At 68.6% G+C, this 14,545-nt stretch carries 17 protein-coding genes; 10 read left to right on the forward strand and 7 right to left on the reverse strand.

Translation table 11 applies throughout. The features are described 5' to 3' along the window. Nucleotides 1–54: 54 nt before the first annotated feature. Nucleotides 55–375, forward strand: a complete 321-nt coding sequence (locus ACFQ0E_RS08055) for a helix-turn-helix transcriptional regulator (RefSeq protein ID WP_386823141.1) — start codon at nucleotides 55–57, stop codon at nucleotides 373–375. Nucleotides 376–408: 33 nt separating this feature from the next. Here the strand turns inward: ACFQ0E_RS08055 and ACFQ0E_RS08060 are convergent, their stop codons facing one another. The 4 genes from ACFQ0E_RS08060 to typA all read right to left on the reverse strand — a co-directional run bounded on the left by ACFQ0E_RS08060 (nucleotide 409) and on the right by typA (nucleotide 5,253). Continuing rightward, on the reverse strand, nucleotides 409–1,191 hold the full coding sequence (locus tag ACFQ0E_RS08060) for a sulfite exporter TauE/SafE family protein (RefSeq protein ID WP_386823142.1): 783 nt from the start codon (nucleotides 1,189–1,191) through the stop codon (nucleotides 409–411). A 10-nt stretch (nucleotides 1,192–1,201) separates the two neighbouring features. Continuing rightward, nucleotides 1,202–2,797, reverse strand: coding sequence for an amidase (locus ACFQ0E_RS08065; protein WP_386823143.1), 1,596 nt, complete (start codon nucleotides 2,795–2,797; stop codon nucleotides 1,202–1,204). Nucleotides 2,798–2,871: 74 nt separating this feature from the next. Then, nucleotides 2,872–3,375, reverse strand: a complete 504-nt coding sequence (locus ACFQ0E_RS08070; protein WP_386823144.1) for a DUF2127 domain-containing protein — start codon at nucleotides 3,373–3,375, stop codon at nucleotides 2,872–2,874. 18 nt (nucleotides 3,376–3,393) lie between these two features. Continuing rightward, on the reverse strand, nucleotides 3,394–5,253 hold the full coding sequence (typA, locus tag ACFQ0E_RS08075) for a translational GTPase TypA (RefSeq protein WP_386823145.1): 1,860 nt from the start codon (nucleotides 5,251–5,253) through the stop codon (nucleotides 3,394–3,396). Nucleotides 5,254–5,406: 153 nt separating this feature from the next. On the opposite strand from typA, the gene ACFQ0E_RS08080 reads away from it, so the two are divergent. The 5 genes from ACFQ0E_RS08080 (at nucleotide 5,407) to ACFQ0E_RS08100 (ending at nucleotide 8,123) form a co-directional block, all read left to right on the forward strand. Continuing rightward, complete coding sequence (locus ACFQ0E_RS08080) at nucleotides 5,407–5,658, forward strand: hypothetical protein (RefSeq protein ID WP_386823146.1); 252 nt, start codon at nucleotides 5,407–5,409, stop codon at nucleotides 5,656–5,658. A 122-nt stretch (nucleotides 5,659–5,780) separates the two neighbouring features. After that, on the forward strand, nucleotides 5,781–6,272 hold the full coding sequence (locus tag ACFQ0E_RS08085) for a macro domain-containing protein (RefSeq protein ID WP_386823147.1): 492 nt from the start codon (nucleotides 5,781–5,783) through the stop codon (nucleotides 6,270–6,272). Between the two features lie 96 nt (nucleotides 6,273–6,368). Further along, the gene (locus tag ACFQ0E_RS08090) at nucleotides 6,369–6,863 is read left to right on the forward strand and encodes a peptidylprolyl isomerase (RefSeq protein WP_386823148.1); all 495 of its coding nucleotides are present in this window, start codon (nucleotides 6,369–6,371) and stop codon (nucleotides 6,861–6,863) included. A gap of 80 nt (nucleotides 6,864–6,943) precedes the next feature. Next, on the forward strand, nucleotides 6,944–7,267 hold the full coding sequence (locus ACFQ0E_RS08095; protein ID WP_386823149.1) for a hypothetical protein: 324 nt from the start codon (nucleotides 6,944–6,946) through the stop codon (nucleotides 7,265–7,267). A gap of 31 nt (nucleotides 7,268–7,298) precedes the next feature. Beyond that, a complete protein-coding gene (locus ACFQ0E_RS08100; RefSeq protein WP_386823150.1) occupies nucleotides 7,299–8,123 on the forward strand; it encodes a hypothetical protein in 825 nt (274 codons plus the stop codon). 25 nt (nucleotides 8,124–8,148) lie between these two features. On the opposite strand, the gene ACFQ0E_RS08105 is transcribed toward ACFQ0E_RS08100, so the two are convergent. The 3 genes from ACFQ0E_RS08105 to ACFQ0E_RS08115 all read right to left on the reverse strand — a co-directional run bounded on the left by ACFQ0E_RS08105 (nucleotide 8,149) and on the right by ACFQ0E_RS08115 (nucleotide 10,876). Beyond that, entirely contained in the window at nucleotides 8,149–8,736 is a 588-nt protein-coding gene (locus ACFQ0E_RS08105) for a hypothetical protein (RefSeq protein WP_386823151.1), read from the reverse strand. Beyond that, nucleotides 8,733–9,944 carry a M48 family metalloprotease gene (locus ACFQ0E_RS08110; protein WP_386823152.1) on the reverse strand — a complete coding sequence of 404 codons (1,212 nt, stop codon included), beginning with the start codon at nucleotides 9,942–9,944 and terminating at the stop codon, nucleotides 8,733–8,735. Before ACFQ0E_RS08110 ends, ACFQ0E_RS08105 begins: the two co-directional genes overlap by 4 nt. Before the next feature lie 125 nt (nucleotides 9,945–10,069). Next, the gene (locus tag ACFQ0E_RS08115) at nucleotides 10,070–10,876 is read right to left on the reverse strand and encodes a hypothetical protein (protein WP_386823153.1); all 807 of its coding nucleotides are present in this window, start codon (nucleotides 10,874–10,876) and stop codon (nucleotides 10,070–10,072) included. A 125-nt stretch (nucleotides 10,877–11,001) separates the two neighbouring features. Here ACFQ0E_RS08115 and ACFQ0E_RS08120 point away from each other — a divergent pair, with 125 nt between their 5' ends. The 4 genes from ACFQ0E_RS08120 to ACFQ0E_RS08135 all read left to right on the forward strand — a co-directional run bounded on the left by ACFQ0E_RS08120 (nucleotide 11,002) and on the right by ACFQ0E_RS08135 (nucleotide 14,447). Continuing rightward, complete coding sequence (locus ACFQ0E_RS08120) at nucleotides 11,002–12,207, forward strand: aminotransferase class I/II-fold pyridoxal phosphate-dependent enzyme (protein WP_386823154.1); 1,206 nt, start codon at nucleotides 11,002–11,004, stop codon at nucleotides 12,205–12,207. Nucleotides 12,208–12,259: 52 nt separating this feature from the next. Then, the gene (locus ACFQ0E_RS08125; protein ID WP_386823155.1) at nucleotides 12,260–12,664 is read left to right on the forward strand and encodes a glutaredoxin family protein; all 405 of its coding nucleotides are present in this window, start codon (nucleotides 12,260–12,262) and stop codon (nucleotides 12,662–12,664) included. Nucleotides 12,665–12,748: 84 nt separating this feature from the next. Next, nucleotides 12,749–13,732: a malate dehydrogenase gene (locus ACFQ0E_RS08130; RefSeq protein WP_386823156.1), complete on the forward strand. Its 984-nt coding sequence runs from the start codon at nucleotides 12,749–12,751 to the stop codon at nucleotides 13,730–13,732. Between the two features lie 94 nt (nucleotides 13,733–13,826). After that, the gene (locus ACFQ0E_RS08135) at nucleotides 13,827–14,447 is read left to right on the forward strand and encodes an RluA family pseudouridine synthase (RefSeq protein ID WP_386823157.1); all 621 of its coding nucleotides are present in this window, start codon (nucleotides 13,827–13,829) and stop codon (nucleotides 14,445–14,447) included. Nucleotides 14,448–14,545 lie beyond the last annotated feature (98 nt).

The raw sequence follows: 14,545 nt of genomic DNA on the forward strand, positions 1-14,545 counted from the left end.
TAGTGTCATGTATTCTTTGTCGCTAGAATGCCGATGTCAAGTGGAGAATCTGGCATGTCTGGGAAAGAAACCGCGCCGGGGGGGTGGACCTTCCTCAGCAATCACACGCATGTGCTGGTCTGCCTCGCGGGCCAGGGCGACCCGACCGTGCGCGACATCGCCCAGCAGGTCGGCATCACCGAGCGCGCAGTGCTGCGGATCGTGTCCGAGCTGGAACAGGCAGGCGTGCTGACCCGTGAGCGCGACGGTCGCCGCAACCGCTACCGGATCGATGCGGAAGTGCCGCTGCGCCATCCGCTGGAGGCGCACTGCCGCATCGGCGACCTGCTGTCGCTGGTGCAGGCGCGGGACGTCGAGCCACCGTCGGCTGGCTAGACCGCTGTTCCACAAGGGCGGGACGTCAGGCGCTCAGGGCTGCGTCGCCAGCTGCCAGGCCTGGCGCGCGATCAGCGCCAGCACGATCACCAGAAACACCGCGCGCACGAAACCCTGGCCGCGCTTGATCGCCATGTGGCTGCCGATGTAGCTGCCGATCATGTTGCCGATGATCAGCGGGATTGCCAGCGTCCACAGCACGAAGCCGCCCAGGGCGAGCACGGTCCAGGAGCTGAGGTCGGCCGCGACATTCGTCGTCTTCGATACCGCCGAGGACTTCAGGAAATCCAGGCCGAGGAAGCTGACGAAGGCGAAGACCATGAGCGTGCCGGTGCCCGGGCCGATCAGGCCGTTGTAGAAGCCGGTGGCGGCGCCGATCGCCACGGCCGCCATCGTCTCGTGCTTGGGATGGAAACGACGGTCCTCGCGCAGGCCGAGATCCTTGCGGAACACGGTGTAGATCGCGAGCACGACGCAGATCGCCAGCACCGTCCACTTCAGCACCTCGCCGTCGATGCGCTTGGCCAGCTGCACGCCGACCGCCGATGCCGACAGCGCGGCGATGCAGGCCGGCACGAGGATGCGGCGCTCGACCTTGATCCTGCGCAGGTAGTTCCAGGCCGCGACGCTGGTGCCCATGATCGAGCTGGTGCGCTGCGTGCCGATCGCCTGCAGGATGTGCAGCTGCGGGTGCAGGTTGAGCATCGCCGGCGTGAGGACCAGCCCGCCGCCGCCGACGATGCTGTCGATCAGCCCGGCCGCAAAACCGGCGAGCGCAGTGAGCAGCCACAACGTGGCGTCGAGTTCGATAGACATGGGCGGCGGCTTATTTCAACGACAGCGATGCGCGGAAGCCCGGCGGTTTGCGATGCCGCGTCGCGCGTTCGTAGTCGTAGGCCAGCGCGATCAGCCGCGCTTCGCTCCACGCGCCGCCGAGGAAGGCGATGCCGACCGGCAGGCCTGCGACATCGCCCATCGGCACGGTGAGGCTGGGCGTGCCGGCGACCGCAGCGACGCCGTAGCCGGCACCGGTGAAGTGGTCGCCGTTGACCGGATCGATCGGCCAGGCCGGCGACGTGGTCGGCGCGACGAGGGCGTCGAAGCCGCCGTCCGCCAGCGTCGCTTCGATGCCTTCGGTCGCGGCGAGCCGACGCGCCTTCGCACGGGCGTCGAGATAGGCCTTGTCGCTCAGCTGACCCTTCGCCTCGGCCATCACGAACAGCTCCTGCGCGAACCACGGCATCACCTTGTCCGCGTGGGTCTTGTTGTATTCGATCAGCGCGGCGAGCGAGGCCGCCGGCGCGCCGCTGTCGGCGAGATAGCGGTTCAGGCCGTCCTTGAACTCGTGCAGCAGCACCTCGAATTCCGCATCGCCCCAGCTTCCGGCCTTCGCGATGCTCGCATCCTGCACGTCCGCACCGGCGTCGCGCAGGGCCTGCAGCGCGCGCTCGAACGCGGCGTCGACGCCCGGTTGGTAGCCGGTGGCCGCGCGCAGCACGCCGATGCGCGCGCCCTTCAATGCACCGGGCTTCAGCGCGGCGGCATACGGTGCGATGCGTGCCGTTTCCGTCGCGGCATCGGCCGGATCGCTGCCGGCGATCGCATCGAGCAGGTGCGCCGCATCGGCGACGCTGCGGGCCATCGGCCCGGCGGTGTCCTGCGAGGCCGAGATCGGGATGATCCCGCTGCGGCTGACCAGTCCGACGGTCGGTTTCAGGCCGACCAGGCCGTTCACCGCCGACGGGCAGAGGATGCTGCCGTCGGTCTCGGTGCCGATGGCGACGGTGGCGAGATTCGCGGCGATCGCGCTGCCGCTGCCGGAACTGGAGCCGCAGGGCGAGCGGTCGAGCACGTACGGATTCTTCGTCTGCCCGCCGCGCGAACTCCAACCCGAGGTCGAGCGCGTCGAGCGGAAGTTCGCCCACTCGCTGAGATTGGTCTTGCCCAGGATCACCGCGCCGGCCGCGCGCAGTTTCGCGACGAGGAAGGCGTCGGCTTTCGGGCGATGCATCGCCAGCGCCAGCGAGCCGGCCGAGTTGATCATCGGCGTCGCATCGATGTTGTCCTTCACCAGCACCGGGATGCCGTGCAGCGGTCCGCGCAGCTTGCCGGCCTTGCGCTCCGCGTCGCGCGCCTGTGCTTCGCGCATCGCCTCGGGATTGAGTTCGATCACCGCGCCCAGCGTCGGCCCGGCATCGTCGATCGCGGCGATGCGATCGAGGTAGGCGCGGGTCAGCGTTGCGCTGTCGAGCCGGCCGTCGCGCATCCGTGTCTGCAGGTCTTCGACGCTGGATTCCTCGAAGGCGAAGGCGGGCAGGGGCGTCGTCGAAGACGGTTTGCCCTGCGCTGTCGGCGCGTCGCTGCCTGTGCAGCCGGTGAGGACAAGAAGGCAGGCCAGCAGGAGCGGGGAGCGCCGGAACATGCGATGCGTTCGGGATAGGGCGGGCGCCCAGCATTGCCCGCGCGCGTCCGGGGCACAAGCGCGGCGTTTGGCTCTCAGCGTGCCGTGGACTCGAGTTCCGCGCGATGGCGGACTATCAGGTCGCGGGCGAGGATCCCGACGATGCTCAGGTTGATCGCCACCACCACCAGCGGCACCCAGCCCGGGTCGCGGACCAGGGCGAAGCCTTCGAAGGGCAGGTAGATCGCGGCGCCGATGCAGCCGAGCCACGAGGCCCAGCGCCGGCTGCGCCACAGGCCCCAGGCTTCGACGAGATGCAGCAGGCCGTAGGCGGCGGCCACGGCGGCGGCCAGATGGACGGATTCGGGATCGATGCGGCGGGTGAAGCTGGCCAGCGCGCTGTGGTGGGCGTCGAAGCGGAAGACTTCGATCAGCCAGTGCACGAAGCGCCGGATCGGCGCTGGCCCGAGGATCTCCAGGCCGCTGGCGGCCGTCAGCGCGAACGCGCCCTTGGCCAGTTCGAACAGCGCGATGGCACGTGCCGCCCGCAGGCCCGTGCGGACCTGCGGGACGGGCGCATCCTGCGCGTCGGGTGCCATCGCGACGCGCCCTTGTGCTTACGCCGAGCGCGAGGCGCGCTTGCGGTCGGTTTCGAGACGGAACTTCTTGCGCAGGCGGATCTGCTTGGGCGTGACTTCGACCAGTTCGTCGTCGTCGATGAATTCCAGCGCCTGCTCAAGCGAGAACTTGATCGGCGGGATCAGGCCTTCGTCGTCGTCCTTGCCGGACGCGCGGAAGTTGGTCAGCTGCTTGCCGCGCAGGGCGTTGACCGTGAGGTCGTTGTCCTTGCTGTTGATGCCGACGATCTGGCCTTCGTAGATTTCCTCGCCCGGCTCGATGAACAGGCGGCCGCGCTCCTGCATCGCGATCTGCGCGTAGGCCGGCGACGGGCCGGTGCCGTTGGAGATCAGCACGCCGTTCTGGCGCTGGCCGATCGCACCTTCGGTCTTCGGACCGTAGTGGTCGAACACGTGGAACAGCAGGCCGGTGCCGGCGGTGAGCGTGCGGAATTCGGTCTGGAAGCCGATCAGGCCGCGCGCCGGAATCAGGTAGTCGAGGCGCACGCGTCCCTTGCCGTCGGGTTCCATGTTCTGCAGCAGCGCCTTGCGCTCGCCGAGACGACCCATCACGCCGCCCTGGAACTGCTCTTCCATGTCGACGACCAGCGATTCGATCGGCTCCTGCATGATGCCGTCGATTTCCTTGATGATCACTTCCGGACGCGACACGGCCAGCTCGTAGCCTTCGCGGCGCATGGTTTCGATCAGGATCGACAGGTGCAGCTCGCCGCGGCCGCTGACCTTGAACTTGTCGGCGTCCTGCGTGTCCTCGACCTTCAGCGCGACGTTGTGCTGCGTCTCGCGGGTCAGGCGATCGCGCAGCTGGCGCGAGGTCAGGAACTTGCCGCCCGAACGGTCCTTCACGCCGGCGAACGGCGAATCGTTCACCTGGAAGGTCATCGAGATGGTGGGTTCGTCGACGGCGAGCACCGGCAGCTGCTCGACCGCGTCGGGCGCGCACAGGGTGTCGGAGATGCCGATGCCTTCGATGCCGCTGAACGCGATGATGTCGCCGGCCTGCGCCTCGGGCACTTCGATGCGCTCAAGGCCCATGAAGCCGAGCACCTGCAGCACCTTGCCGTTGCGGGTCTTGCCTTCACGGTCGATCACGACCACCTGCTGGTTGGTCTTGACCTTGCCGCGCTGGATGCGGCCGACGCCGATGATGCCGACGTAGTTGTTGTAGTCCAGCGAGGTGACGCGCATCTGGAACGGGCCGTCCGGATCGACCGGCGGTGCCGGCACGTGCTCGCAGATGGCTTCGAACAGCGGGGTCATGTCGCCGTCGCGCACGTCTTCGGTCATGCCGGCGAAGCCCTGCAGGCCGGAGGCGTAGACGGTGGTGAAGTCGAGCTGGTCGTCGTTGGCGCCGAGGCGGTCGAACAGGTCGAAGGTCTGGTCCAGCACCCAGCTCGGGCGCGCGCCCGGGCGGTCGACCTTGTTGATGACGACGATCGGCTTGAAGCCCATCGCGAACGCCTTCTGGGTCACGAAGCGCGTCTGCGGCATCGGGCCGTCCATCGCGTCGACCAGGATCAGCACCGAATCGACCATCGACAGCACGCGCTCGACTTCGCCGCCGAAGTCGGCGTGGCCGGGGGTGTCGACGATGTTGATGCGCCAGTCCTCGCCCGTCTTCGGGTTGGTCCAGCGGATCGCGGTGTTCTTGGAGAGGATCGTGATGCCGCGTTCCTTTTCCAGATCGTTGCTGTCCATCACGCGGTCGGGGACCACGGCGCGCTCGTTCAGGGTGCCGGACTGCTTGAGCAGCTGGTCGACGAGGGTGGTCTTGCCATGGTCGACGTGGGCGACGATGGCGATGTTGCGGAGGCGTTCGACGGAATTGGATGCGGACATGGCGATGGGCACCCGGGGTGGTCGGGCGCTGAGATTTTCGTGAAGGAAGCCCACTAGTATAGCCGTCGGGGCGGAGCAATGGCTCCATACGCCTGTCGGATACCCGCAGTCGCCCCATTTCCGACATTCACGACCCTGTCCCGAGGACTCCCGATGACCCCGACCCCGCCCGCGAACGCTCCCTGGAAACCGCCCGTCTGGCTGATCGGCCTGGACGTCATCGCCATGGTTCTGCTGGGCCTGGGGCTGTGGATGCGCTTCGACCCGGAGGGACCGCTGGCCCGGAGCCTGCCCGAATCCGCCCGGCTGGCGGTGCTGGTGGTCGGCGGCGGCCTGTTCGCGGTCTGCTGGGCGCTGCTGATGGGCTCGGTGCTGGACCATCACCGCCGCCGGCGCAGGCCCTGAGCGCGCAGATATCCTTCGATTCTAGCGGAAAAGCCGATTCCGGCGCCTGTCGCGGGACAAGGCGGTCGGGTGTCGCCCGTGGGAGGCTGGCGCCATTCCAGAACGCCCCGACGGAGGCATGCATGATCCACGAAGTGACCGGCGACATCCTCAAGACCCGCGCCCAGGCAATCGCCCACGGTGTCGCGCCGAACGACGATTTCCATACCGGCCTGGCGCTCTCGCTGCGCGAGCATGCCCCGGCCCTCTACAAGGATTTCCGGCATTACTGCCAGTCCACCCATCCGAAACCTGGCGGCCTGTGGACCTGGGCCGGCGCCGACGGCCGCCGGATCGTGAATCTGTTCACCCAGGATGGCGCCGAAGGCCATCACGGCGGCAAACCCGGCAAGGCCAGCCTGCAGCACGTGCGCCATGCCCTGAAGGCCCTGCGTGCCGAGATCGCCGAGCAGGGCATCACCAGCCTGGCGTTGCCCCGCCTGGCGACCGGCGTGGGCGGACTGGCGTGGGACGATGTGCGTCCGCTGGTGCACGAGCACCTGGCCGATGCCGGCATTCCGGTCTTCGTCTACGTGACCTACCGCGCGGGCGAGGTGGCCGACGAGCGCCTGTGACCCGTCGCCCGGCGCGGCCGCTGGCCGCGTCGGGGGCAATCCGCCGGGGCGCATGGTAGGGTGTGGCCCCCATTCGCCCCCTCCCGGAGCCCGAGCATGAGCCTCATCGCCCATTTCGACACCGACCGCGGCCCGATCCGCATCGAGCTGCACGCCGACAAGGCGCCGCTGACCGTCGCCAACTTCGTCAACCTGGTCCAGCGCGGCTTCTACGATGGCCTGATCTTCCACCGCGTGATCGCCGACTTCATGGTCCAGGGCGGCTGCCCGCAGGGTCGCGGCACCGGCGGCCCGGGCTACCGTTTCGAGGACGAAGCCAACAACGGCGTGCGCCACGAGCGCGGCGTGCTGTCCATGGCCAACGCCGGCCCGAACACCAACGGCAGCCAGTTCTTCATCACCCACGTCCCCTGCGGCTGGCTGGACGGCAAGCACACCGTCTTCGGCAAGGTGCTCGAAGGCCTGGACGTGGTCGACAGCATCCGCCAGGGCGACACGATCAAGAGCATCAAGATCGAAGGCGATGCCCAGGCCGCGCTCGACGCCAAGGCCGACCGCGTCGCCGAGTGGAACAAGATCCTCGCGGCGTGATCGATCTGCGGCAACCCTGAAGAAAACGCGGCCATTGGCCGCGTTTTTCGTTTCGAGCGCACAACTTCCAAGGACACAGCATGAACCCGGGCCGCGTGTTTGCCGTCGTGATCCTGTTGCTGGCGGGCGCTCTGCTGTTGCAGGGATATCTGGTGCCTGCATTGCTCCTCGCTGTCTTCGGCGTGCTGGTCTTCGCCGCGCAGCATGTCCGCAGAGGCGCCTCGAATGACGAAGGTGTGATCGGCGATGTCGGCGCGTCCTCTTGGTCGTCCGGTAGCGGCGACCGCGGGTACGGCGATGATCGCAGCGACGATCGTTGCGATCCGGGAGACGACGGTGGCGACAGTGGAGATAGTGGAGACAGCAGTTGTGACGGAGGCGGGGACGGTGGTGGCGGAGACTGACGGCGTTCGATCCTCGCGACGCCGCGCCGTCTTGCCTCCGGTCTGCACGCTGGCGCTGTGCGTCGCGCTCGTGACCGCGTGCGCCGGGGATGCACCGCCTGCCGATCGCACGACCGGTGCGCTGCTGCCAGCGGCGAAGGCCGTCGATCCCGCGCCCGCGTCCATGCCTGCGCCCGCGCCGGTCCCGCTGACGCGCGAGCAGGCGCTGGACCGCTTCGCCGGCGACTGGATGGTCACGAAGGCCGTGCCGACGGATGCGGACGAAAGCATCTCGGTGTTCATCCGCCGCGAAGGCGACGCGCTGGCGATCTTCGAAGGCGGCATCCGCGAACTGGACGTGCGCATCGCGTCCTTCGATCCCGCGACCGGTGCGCTTTCCCTGGTCGAAACCCTTCCGGACGGGACCGTGGCGCTGACGATGACGCCGCTGGACGTGAGCGCCTCGGTCGATTCCGTGAAGCGCGATGTCCTGCTGGCCTGGGACGATGGCGTGCGCTGGACGCTGACCGGCGGCGCCCTGCCGACCGATCCGGAGGCCTACAGCAACGATGTGATCCAGTCCGTCCGCGCGCGCGGGCGTCGTGGCGTGCATCGCGTCGAGAACATCGCCTGCGGCGAGAACGCCAGCCTGCGCCATCGCATCCTCTGCGAGGACACCGCTCTGCGCCACCGGCATTTCGAGCTGATGGAACAGTTCATGGCGATCGGCGGCGAATACCCGGACAGCCACCGGACCTACCAGGCCGCGATCCGCGATCTCGACACCTGCACCGACAAGGCCTGCGTCGCGAAGGGCATCGACACCTGGTCGCGCTATCTCGACGACAACTATCCGGGCCAGCAGATGGTGGATTGACGATTGTCCGTCGATGCCTCGTGGCTCAGCGCATGCGCAGCGTGTCCAGCATCTTCGACACCTTCTCCGCGTCGCGCGGGTAGTAGTGCTCTGCCGGCGCGAGGAAGATCGCGAGAGCGAGGCCTTTCTCGTGCTCGAACGCGGCGGCCATGCCCCGGTAACGCAGACCTTCCGGATTGGCGAGCGAGAATTCGAAGCGCAGGCCGTCGCGGTTGCCGAAGCGGGCGGGGCGCAGGTTCGTGGCTTCGACATCGGCGGTGCCCGATGCGCGCAGGCCGTCGAGGATGAGATCGCGCAGTTCGTCGGCGCGCAGGCCGCGCTGGTAGAAGGCGCCGTCGGGTCGACGCCTGGTCTGGCGCTGGCCGAGGAAGATGAATTCGCGTTCGCGGACGCGCGGAATGAGATAGAGGCGGTTGAGCAGTTCGCCGTCCATGGTCCAGAGCTGGTAGCGCGACGCGCTCATCCGCGTCCATTCCATTTCGCTGTCGATCATGAGCTTGCCGCCGGCCGGGTTCGGGCCGGGCTTGACCAAGCGGCCACCGCCGCCTGCGCAGGCGGCGAGCGTCAGCATCAGGGCGATGAGCGCAAGCGTGCGCAGACGACGGACGATCATGGCGTGCCTCCCAGTCGATCGAGTTCGCGTTGCACGAAGGCGCGGTCCTCGGCCTGCGTGGCGGTGTTGAGATAGCGGCGCAGCGCCGCATTGGCCTCGGCCTTGCGCCCGGCGTCGCGCAGGGCGAAGCCGTGCTCGCGCCAGGCCGCGACCGGTGCGCCAGGCAGGGCCACTGCGCGCGCGTACAGTTCGGCGGCCTTCGCGCGATCGCTGGCGGCGTTGCGACGGCGATGGGCCTCGCCGAGGTAGAAGGTCAGCAGCGCATGGTCTTCCTGCGGCGCATCGGCGAGCAGGTCGCCGATCACCAGCAGCGAGCTGGCGTAGCGGCGGCGCGAGACTTCCTCGGCCAGCCAGCCTTCGAGGAAGGGCCGCATCGCGGCGCGGTAGGCGTCGCGGTTGCGTTCGCGCGGTGGCGAGGGCAGGGCTGCGGCGGCGCTGCGGATGTCCGCGAGGCGCTCCTCGGTGGCCGGATGGGTGGCGAAGACCACGCCGCGCCGTTCGTATTTCCGCGTCTCTTCCTCGCGCTTGAGCCGCGCCCACAGGTCGGCGCCCGCCTCCGGGTCGTAGCCGCGTGCGACGGCGGCCTCGAAGCCCAGCGTGTCGGCCTCGCGCTCCTGGTCGCGGCTGAACTTGAAGATGCCGGCATACGCGCCGAGCGCCCCGAGCAGCGCCGCGTCGGGCACGCCCGCGCCATAGGCGACCAGCTGGAAGGCGCTGAGCACGGCGCTGGTGTCCTTGAGCCGCCGCCACTGGCGCAGCGAATGCTGGGCGCGGAAATGGCCGGCCTCGTGGCCGAGCACGAAGCCCAGCTCGGCCTCGTCGCGGGCGCGGAGCAGGGCGCCGGTCCAGACCAGCATCATCCCGTTCGGCGCCATCGACGCGTTGAATTCGGGGACATCCATGATGTAGACGCGCAGGTCGCTGCAATGCTCGGCCGCGACCTTGCAGGTCAGCTCGCGCACGTAGGCGTTGAGCGCGGGGTCGCGCACGCGCTGCGGCGAACGCTGCAGTTCGGTTTCGGCGCGCTGCATCGCGTACCAGAGTTCGTCCTCGTCGGTCCCGGCGACCGGGGCGTCGCCCGGGCGGTGCTCGCGCAGTGGCTGGCTGGTCGCGCAGCCGGCGAGGGCGATGCAGAGCGCGGCGATCGCTGCGGTTCGCAACGCAGCCTGCAGGCGCGACGGCTCTTGTAGGAGGGCCTGACCAGCCATTCGGCTGTTGAAAACCAGGCCCGAGCTTTTTTGCACGAGGGCGATTTCGTCGGGTTCGAAGCAAGCGCTCGGGCCTGAAGGCCCTCCTGCGAAAGGCCAAAGCCCTTTTGCGGCAGACCGGCGCCTCATGGCCGCGCTCCGCGCTGCGCGTTGAGGCCGCGCAGCAGGTCGTCGGCGGTTTCGCGCGCGCCGGCCGGGTCCCGCAGGTCGCCGGCCTGGTCGAAGAGCAGGTTGTGCCAGACCACCTGGCCGGTGCGCAGGTCCACCAGCGAGGCCAGGCCGACCTGGTAGCCGCCGCCGATGTCGCCGCCCAGCAGCAGGAAGCCGATCACTCGCATCGCCGCGCGCCCGCCGCTGGTGTAGCTGTCGCGGATGTAGGTGAACAGCGCGTAGTCGGCGCCGGTGGCCTCGCGCAGGGCGGAGACGCCCGGGCCGAGCGTCCAGTCGAAGCGGCCGCGCTTGTTGCGCAGGCCGGCGTTCGGGCTGGTGCCGGCGCGCGAATACTGCAGGATGCTGATCGAGACCGCCTGGTTCAGCAGGTAGAGCTGGCGCAGGCGGTCGTCGTTGCTGTCCGCCGGGGGCAGGGCGAACTCCGGGGCCACGGTGAGGCCCCGGCTGGCGAGGATCTCGCGGGCCATCTGCGGGTAGAGCTGGCGGGCGCTGTCGGTCCAGGCCTTGCGTGGCTCCTGCGCGCCGCCGGCCAGCACCTCGTACAGCTCGATGTCCGGTTCGACCAGGACCACGCTGCCGGCCAGGCCGACCGGCTGGCCGCTGTCGTCCCTGGCCGTACGGACCTGTGTGGAGGCGCAGGCGCTCAGCAGCAGGCAGGCGAAAGCCAGCGTCAGCGCGCGCGGCCATAACGAGCTGGAATGCCGCGAAGCCCGGGAAAACAGCGTTCCGGCGGCGGCTCGGACGATGCCCTGTGTTAGCATTTCGTGCTCCCTCCCGACCTGTGATCGACAGCCTGACGGGGTTGTTTTACAGGTTCGTGCCGCGGGCATCCATCTCCTGCCCCCCGCAGGTCCCCACACCCCATTCCACAACGACAGGTTCCGCGATGCTGCAGCTTGCCCGGCGCGTTGGTCGCGCCAAGCCCAGTGCCATCATGGTTGTCGCCGAAAAGGCCAAGCGTCTCAAGGCCGAAGGGCGCGACATCATCAGTTTCTCGATCGGCGTCCCGAATTTCCTGCCCGGCGGCCACGTCTACGACGCGGTCCGCGAGGCCCTGAGCAAGGACTCGGGCCAGTACGGCAGCAACCGCGGCGCCGACGCGCTGCTGGATGCCTTCCTGAAACACATCGAAGCCATCGGGCTTACGGGCTACAAACGCAGCAACGTGGCCACCGGCATCGGCGCCAAGCACATCATCTACAACCTGGCCGAGGTCCTGCTGGACGAGGGCGACACCATCGCCTTCCCGACCCCGTACTGGACCAGCTACCTCGACATCGCCGAGATCGTCGACGCCAAGGTCGACCTGCTGCCGTGCCCGCCGGAGCAGAACTACAAGCTCACGCCCGAACAGCTCGACGCCGCGCTGGCGAAGAAGCCGAAGGTCTTCCTGTTCAACAACCCGTCCAACCCGACGGGCATGGTGTACACGAAGGAAGAGATCGCCGCGCTGGCGGACGTGGTCGCGAAGTATCCGGACACCTGGATCATCACCGACGACATCTACAACCGCATGGTGTTCGACGGCCTGGGCTACCACAACTTCGTGCATTTCCGCCCGGAACTGCGCGACCGCGTGATCTTCCTGGATTCGCTGTCGAAGACCTACGGCATGCCCGGCTGGCGCGTCGGCTTCATGGTCGGCCCGGAGTCCGTGGCCAACGCCGTGGTGACGATGAACTCGAACCACATCACCAACATCCCCGAGCTGACCACCGCCGCCGCGATCGCGGCGCTGACCGGTCCGCAGGACGTGCCGACGCAGAAGAACGAGGAGTTTCAGGCCAAGCGCGACCAGGTGATGGCGGCGATGACGTCGATCCCCGGCGTGGTCTGCCCGAAGCCGCAGGGCGCGTTCTACGTCTTCCCGGACGTGAGCGCCTACTTCGGCAAGACCCACGGCCCGACCGGCCAGACGATCGCCAACGACATGGACCTGTGCAATGCGCTGCTCGACGCCAAGGGCGTCGCCTGCGTGCCGGGTTCGGCCTTCGGCGAGCCGCGCGCGCTGCGCATCAGCTACACCTGCCCGACGCCGCAGCTGGCCCCGGGCCTGCAGCGCATCGTCGAGTTCTTCTCCGAACTGCAATGAGCCTGAAGGTCCACCGGGCGGCCCGTCCGCCCGGTGGACCGGATCCTTTCCGATGAACCGACTCGCCTGGCTCCTGCTCGCGCTGGCTCTCGCCGGTGGACTGCACCACCTGCTGTCCGCGACGTGGACGCGCGTGCCGGGTCTGGGCGACGACCAGGTCGCCGCGATCCGCGCTGCCTCTGCGACGCGCGATGCCGGCGATCCCCGGCACCAGCGCAGCATCTCGATGCTGCGCGCCGACTGGTGCGGCTACTGCCGCAAGCTGCAGGCCGAGTTCGACCGCAAGGGCGTGCGCTACCACGCCATCGACGTCGACACCGAAGCCGGCGCGCGCGCCATGGAGGCGCTCAACGCGCGCGGCATCCCGGTGCTGGTGGTCGGACGCACGCCGGTCCACGGCTACGACGAGACCCGCACCCGCGAACTGCTCGCGCCGCTGGGTTACCGGGTCTTCTGATGGCTTGATCGCGATACACCCTCCCGACGCAACCCTCCTCACCACTCGCTCCACCCGACAGACCTTTCCGTGAAGGACATCCCCATGAAAGCACCCGTTCGAGTCGCAGTCACCGGCGCCGCCGGCCAGATCGGCTACGCCCTCCTGTTCCGCATCGCCTCCGGCGAAATGCTCGGCAAGGACCAGCCGGTCATCCTGCAGATGCTGGAACTGCCGCTTGAGAAGGCCCAGGCCGCGCTGAAGGGCGTGATGATGGAGCTGGAAGACTGCGCGTTCCCGCTGCTCGCCGGCATGGTCGGCACCGACGATCCGAACGTCGCGTTCAAGGACGCCGACTACGCCCTGCTGGTCGGCGCGATGCCGCGCGGCCCGGGCATGGAGCGCAAGGACCTGCTGCTCAAGAACGCCGAGATCTTCACCGTGCAGGGCAAGGCGCTGAACGCCGTCGCCAGCCGCAACGTGAAGGTGCTGGTGGTCGGCAATCCGGCCAACACTAATGCCTACATCGCCATGAAGTCGGCGCCGGACCTGCCGGCGAAGAACTTCACCGCGATGCTGCGCCTCGACCACAATCGCGCGCTGTCGCAGCTGGCCAACAAGGCCGGCGTGGCCGTCGCCGACATCGAGAAGCTGGTCGTGTGGGGCAACCACAGCCCGACCATGTACCCCGACTACCGCTTCGCCACCGTCAACGGCGAATCGCTGAAGGACAGGATCAACGACGCCGACTGGAACGCCAACGACTTCATCCCGAAGGTCGGCAAGCGCGGCGCCGCGATCATCGAAGCCCGCGGCCTGTCCTCGGCTGCCTCGGCCGCCAACGCCGCCATCGACCACATGCGCGACTGGGCGCTGGGCACCGACGGCAAGTGGGTGACCATGGGCTTGCCGTCCGACGGCAGCTACGGCATCCCGGAAGGCGTGATGTACGGCGTGCCGGTGACCTGCGCCAACGGCGAATACACCCGCATCGAAGGCCTGCCGGTCGACGACTTCAGCCGCGCCGCGATGGACAAGACGCTGGCCGAGCTGGAAGAAGAGCGCGCCGGCGTGGCGCATCTGCTCTGATTGCTGCCTGACCCACTAAGGACGCTGCAAACGACGGGAAGGCTTCGGCCTTCCCGTTTTCGTTTCGAAGCGTTCCGTTGCGATGATGTCACCCATGCACGCCATCACCGTCCACCACGCCGACGACCACCTGCTGATCGTCGAGAAGCCGGCCGGTCTGCTGTCGGTGCCGGGTCGGCTCCCGGAACTTCGCGACTGCCTGATCTCGCGCATCCAGAGCGAGTATCCGGATGCGTTGACCGTGCATCGTCTCGACCAGGTCACCAGCGGGCTGGTGGCGATCGCGCGCGGTGCGGCGATGCAGCGCGCGCTGTCGATGCAGTTCGAGCGGCGCGCCGTGGAGAAGCGCTACGAGGCGCTGGTGGAAGGGCTGGTCGGTGACGATGCCGGCGAGATCGACCTGCCGCTGATCTGCGACTGGCCGAACCGGCCGCGGCAGAAGGTGGATATGGAGATCGGCAAACCCTCCCTGACGCGCTGGCGGGTGCTGTCTCGCGATGCCGTGGCGTCGACGACCCGGCTCGCGCTGGAGCCCGTCACCGGCCGAAGCCACCAGCTGCGCGTGCATCTGGCGAGCATCGGCCATCCCATCGTCGGCGACGCGTTCTACGGCGCGGTGCCCGCAGCCCGGGTGTGCCTGCATGCGGCCCGGCTCGGGTTCGCGCACCCGGCCACCGGCGCCTGGCAGGCATGGGTGTCGGCCGCCCCGTTCTGAGACGGCGTCCGCCGCAACCGGGGGTGTGCTGGTGACCTTCGGCAGGCGTGCGCGCCACGGCGGGCGACTAGGCTGGGTGCCTGGTCAGTCCGGGGAGA

Source organism: Lysobacter brunescens (assembly GCF_042677005.1).
Classification (GTDB): domain Bacteria; phylum Pseudomonadota; class Gammaproteobacteria; order Xanthomonadales; family Xanthomonadaceae; genus Lysobacter_I; species Lysobacter_I brunescens.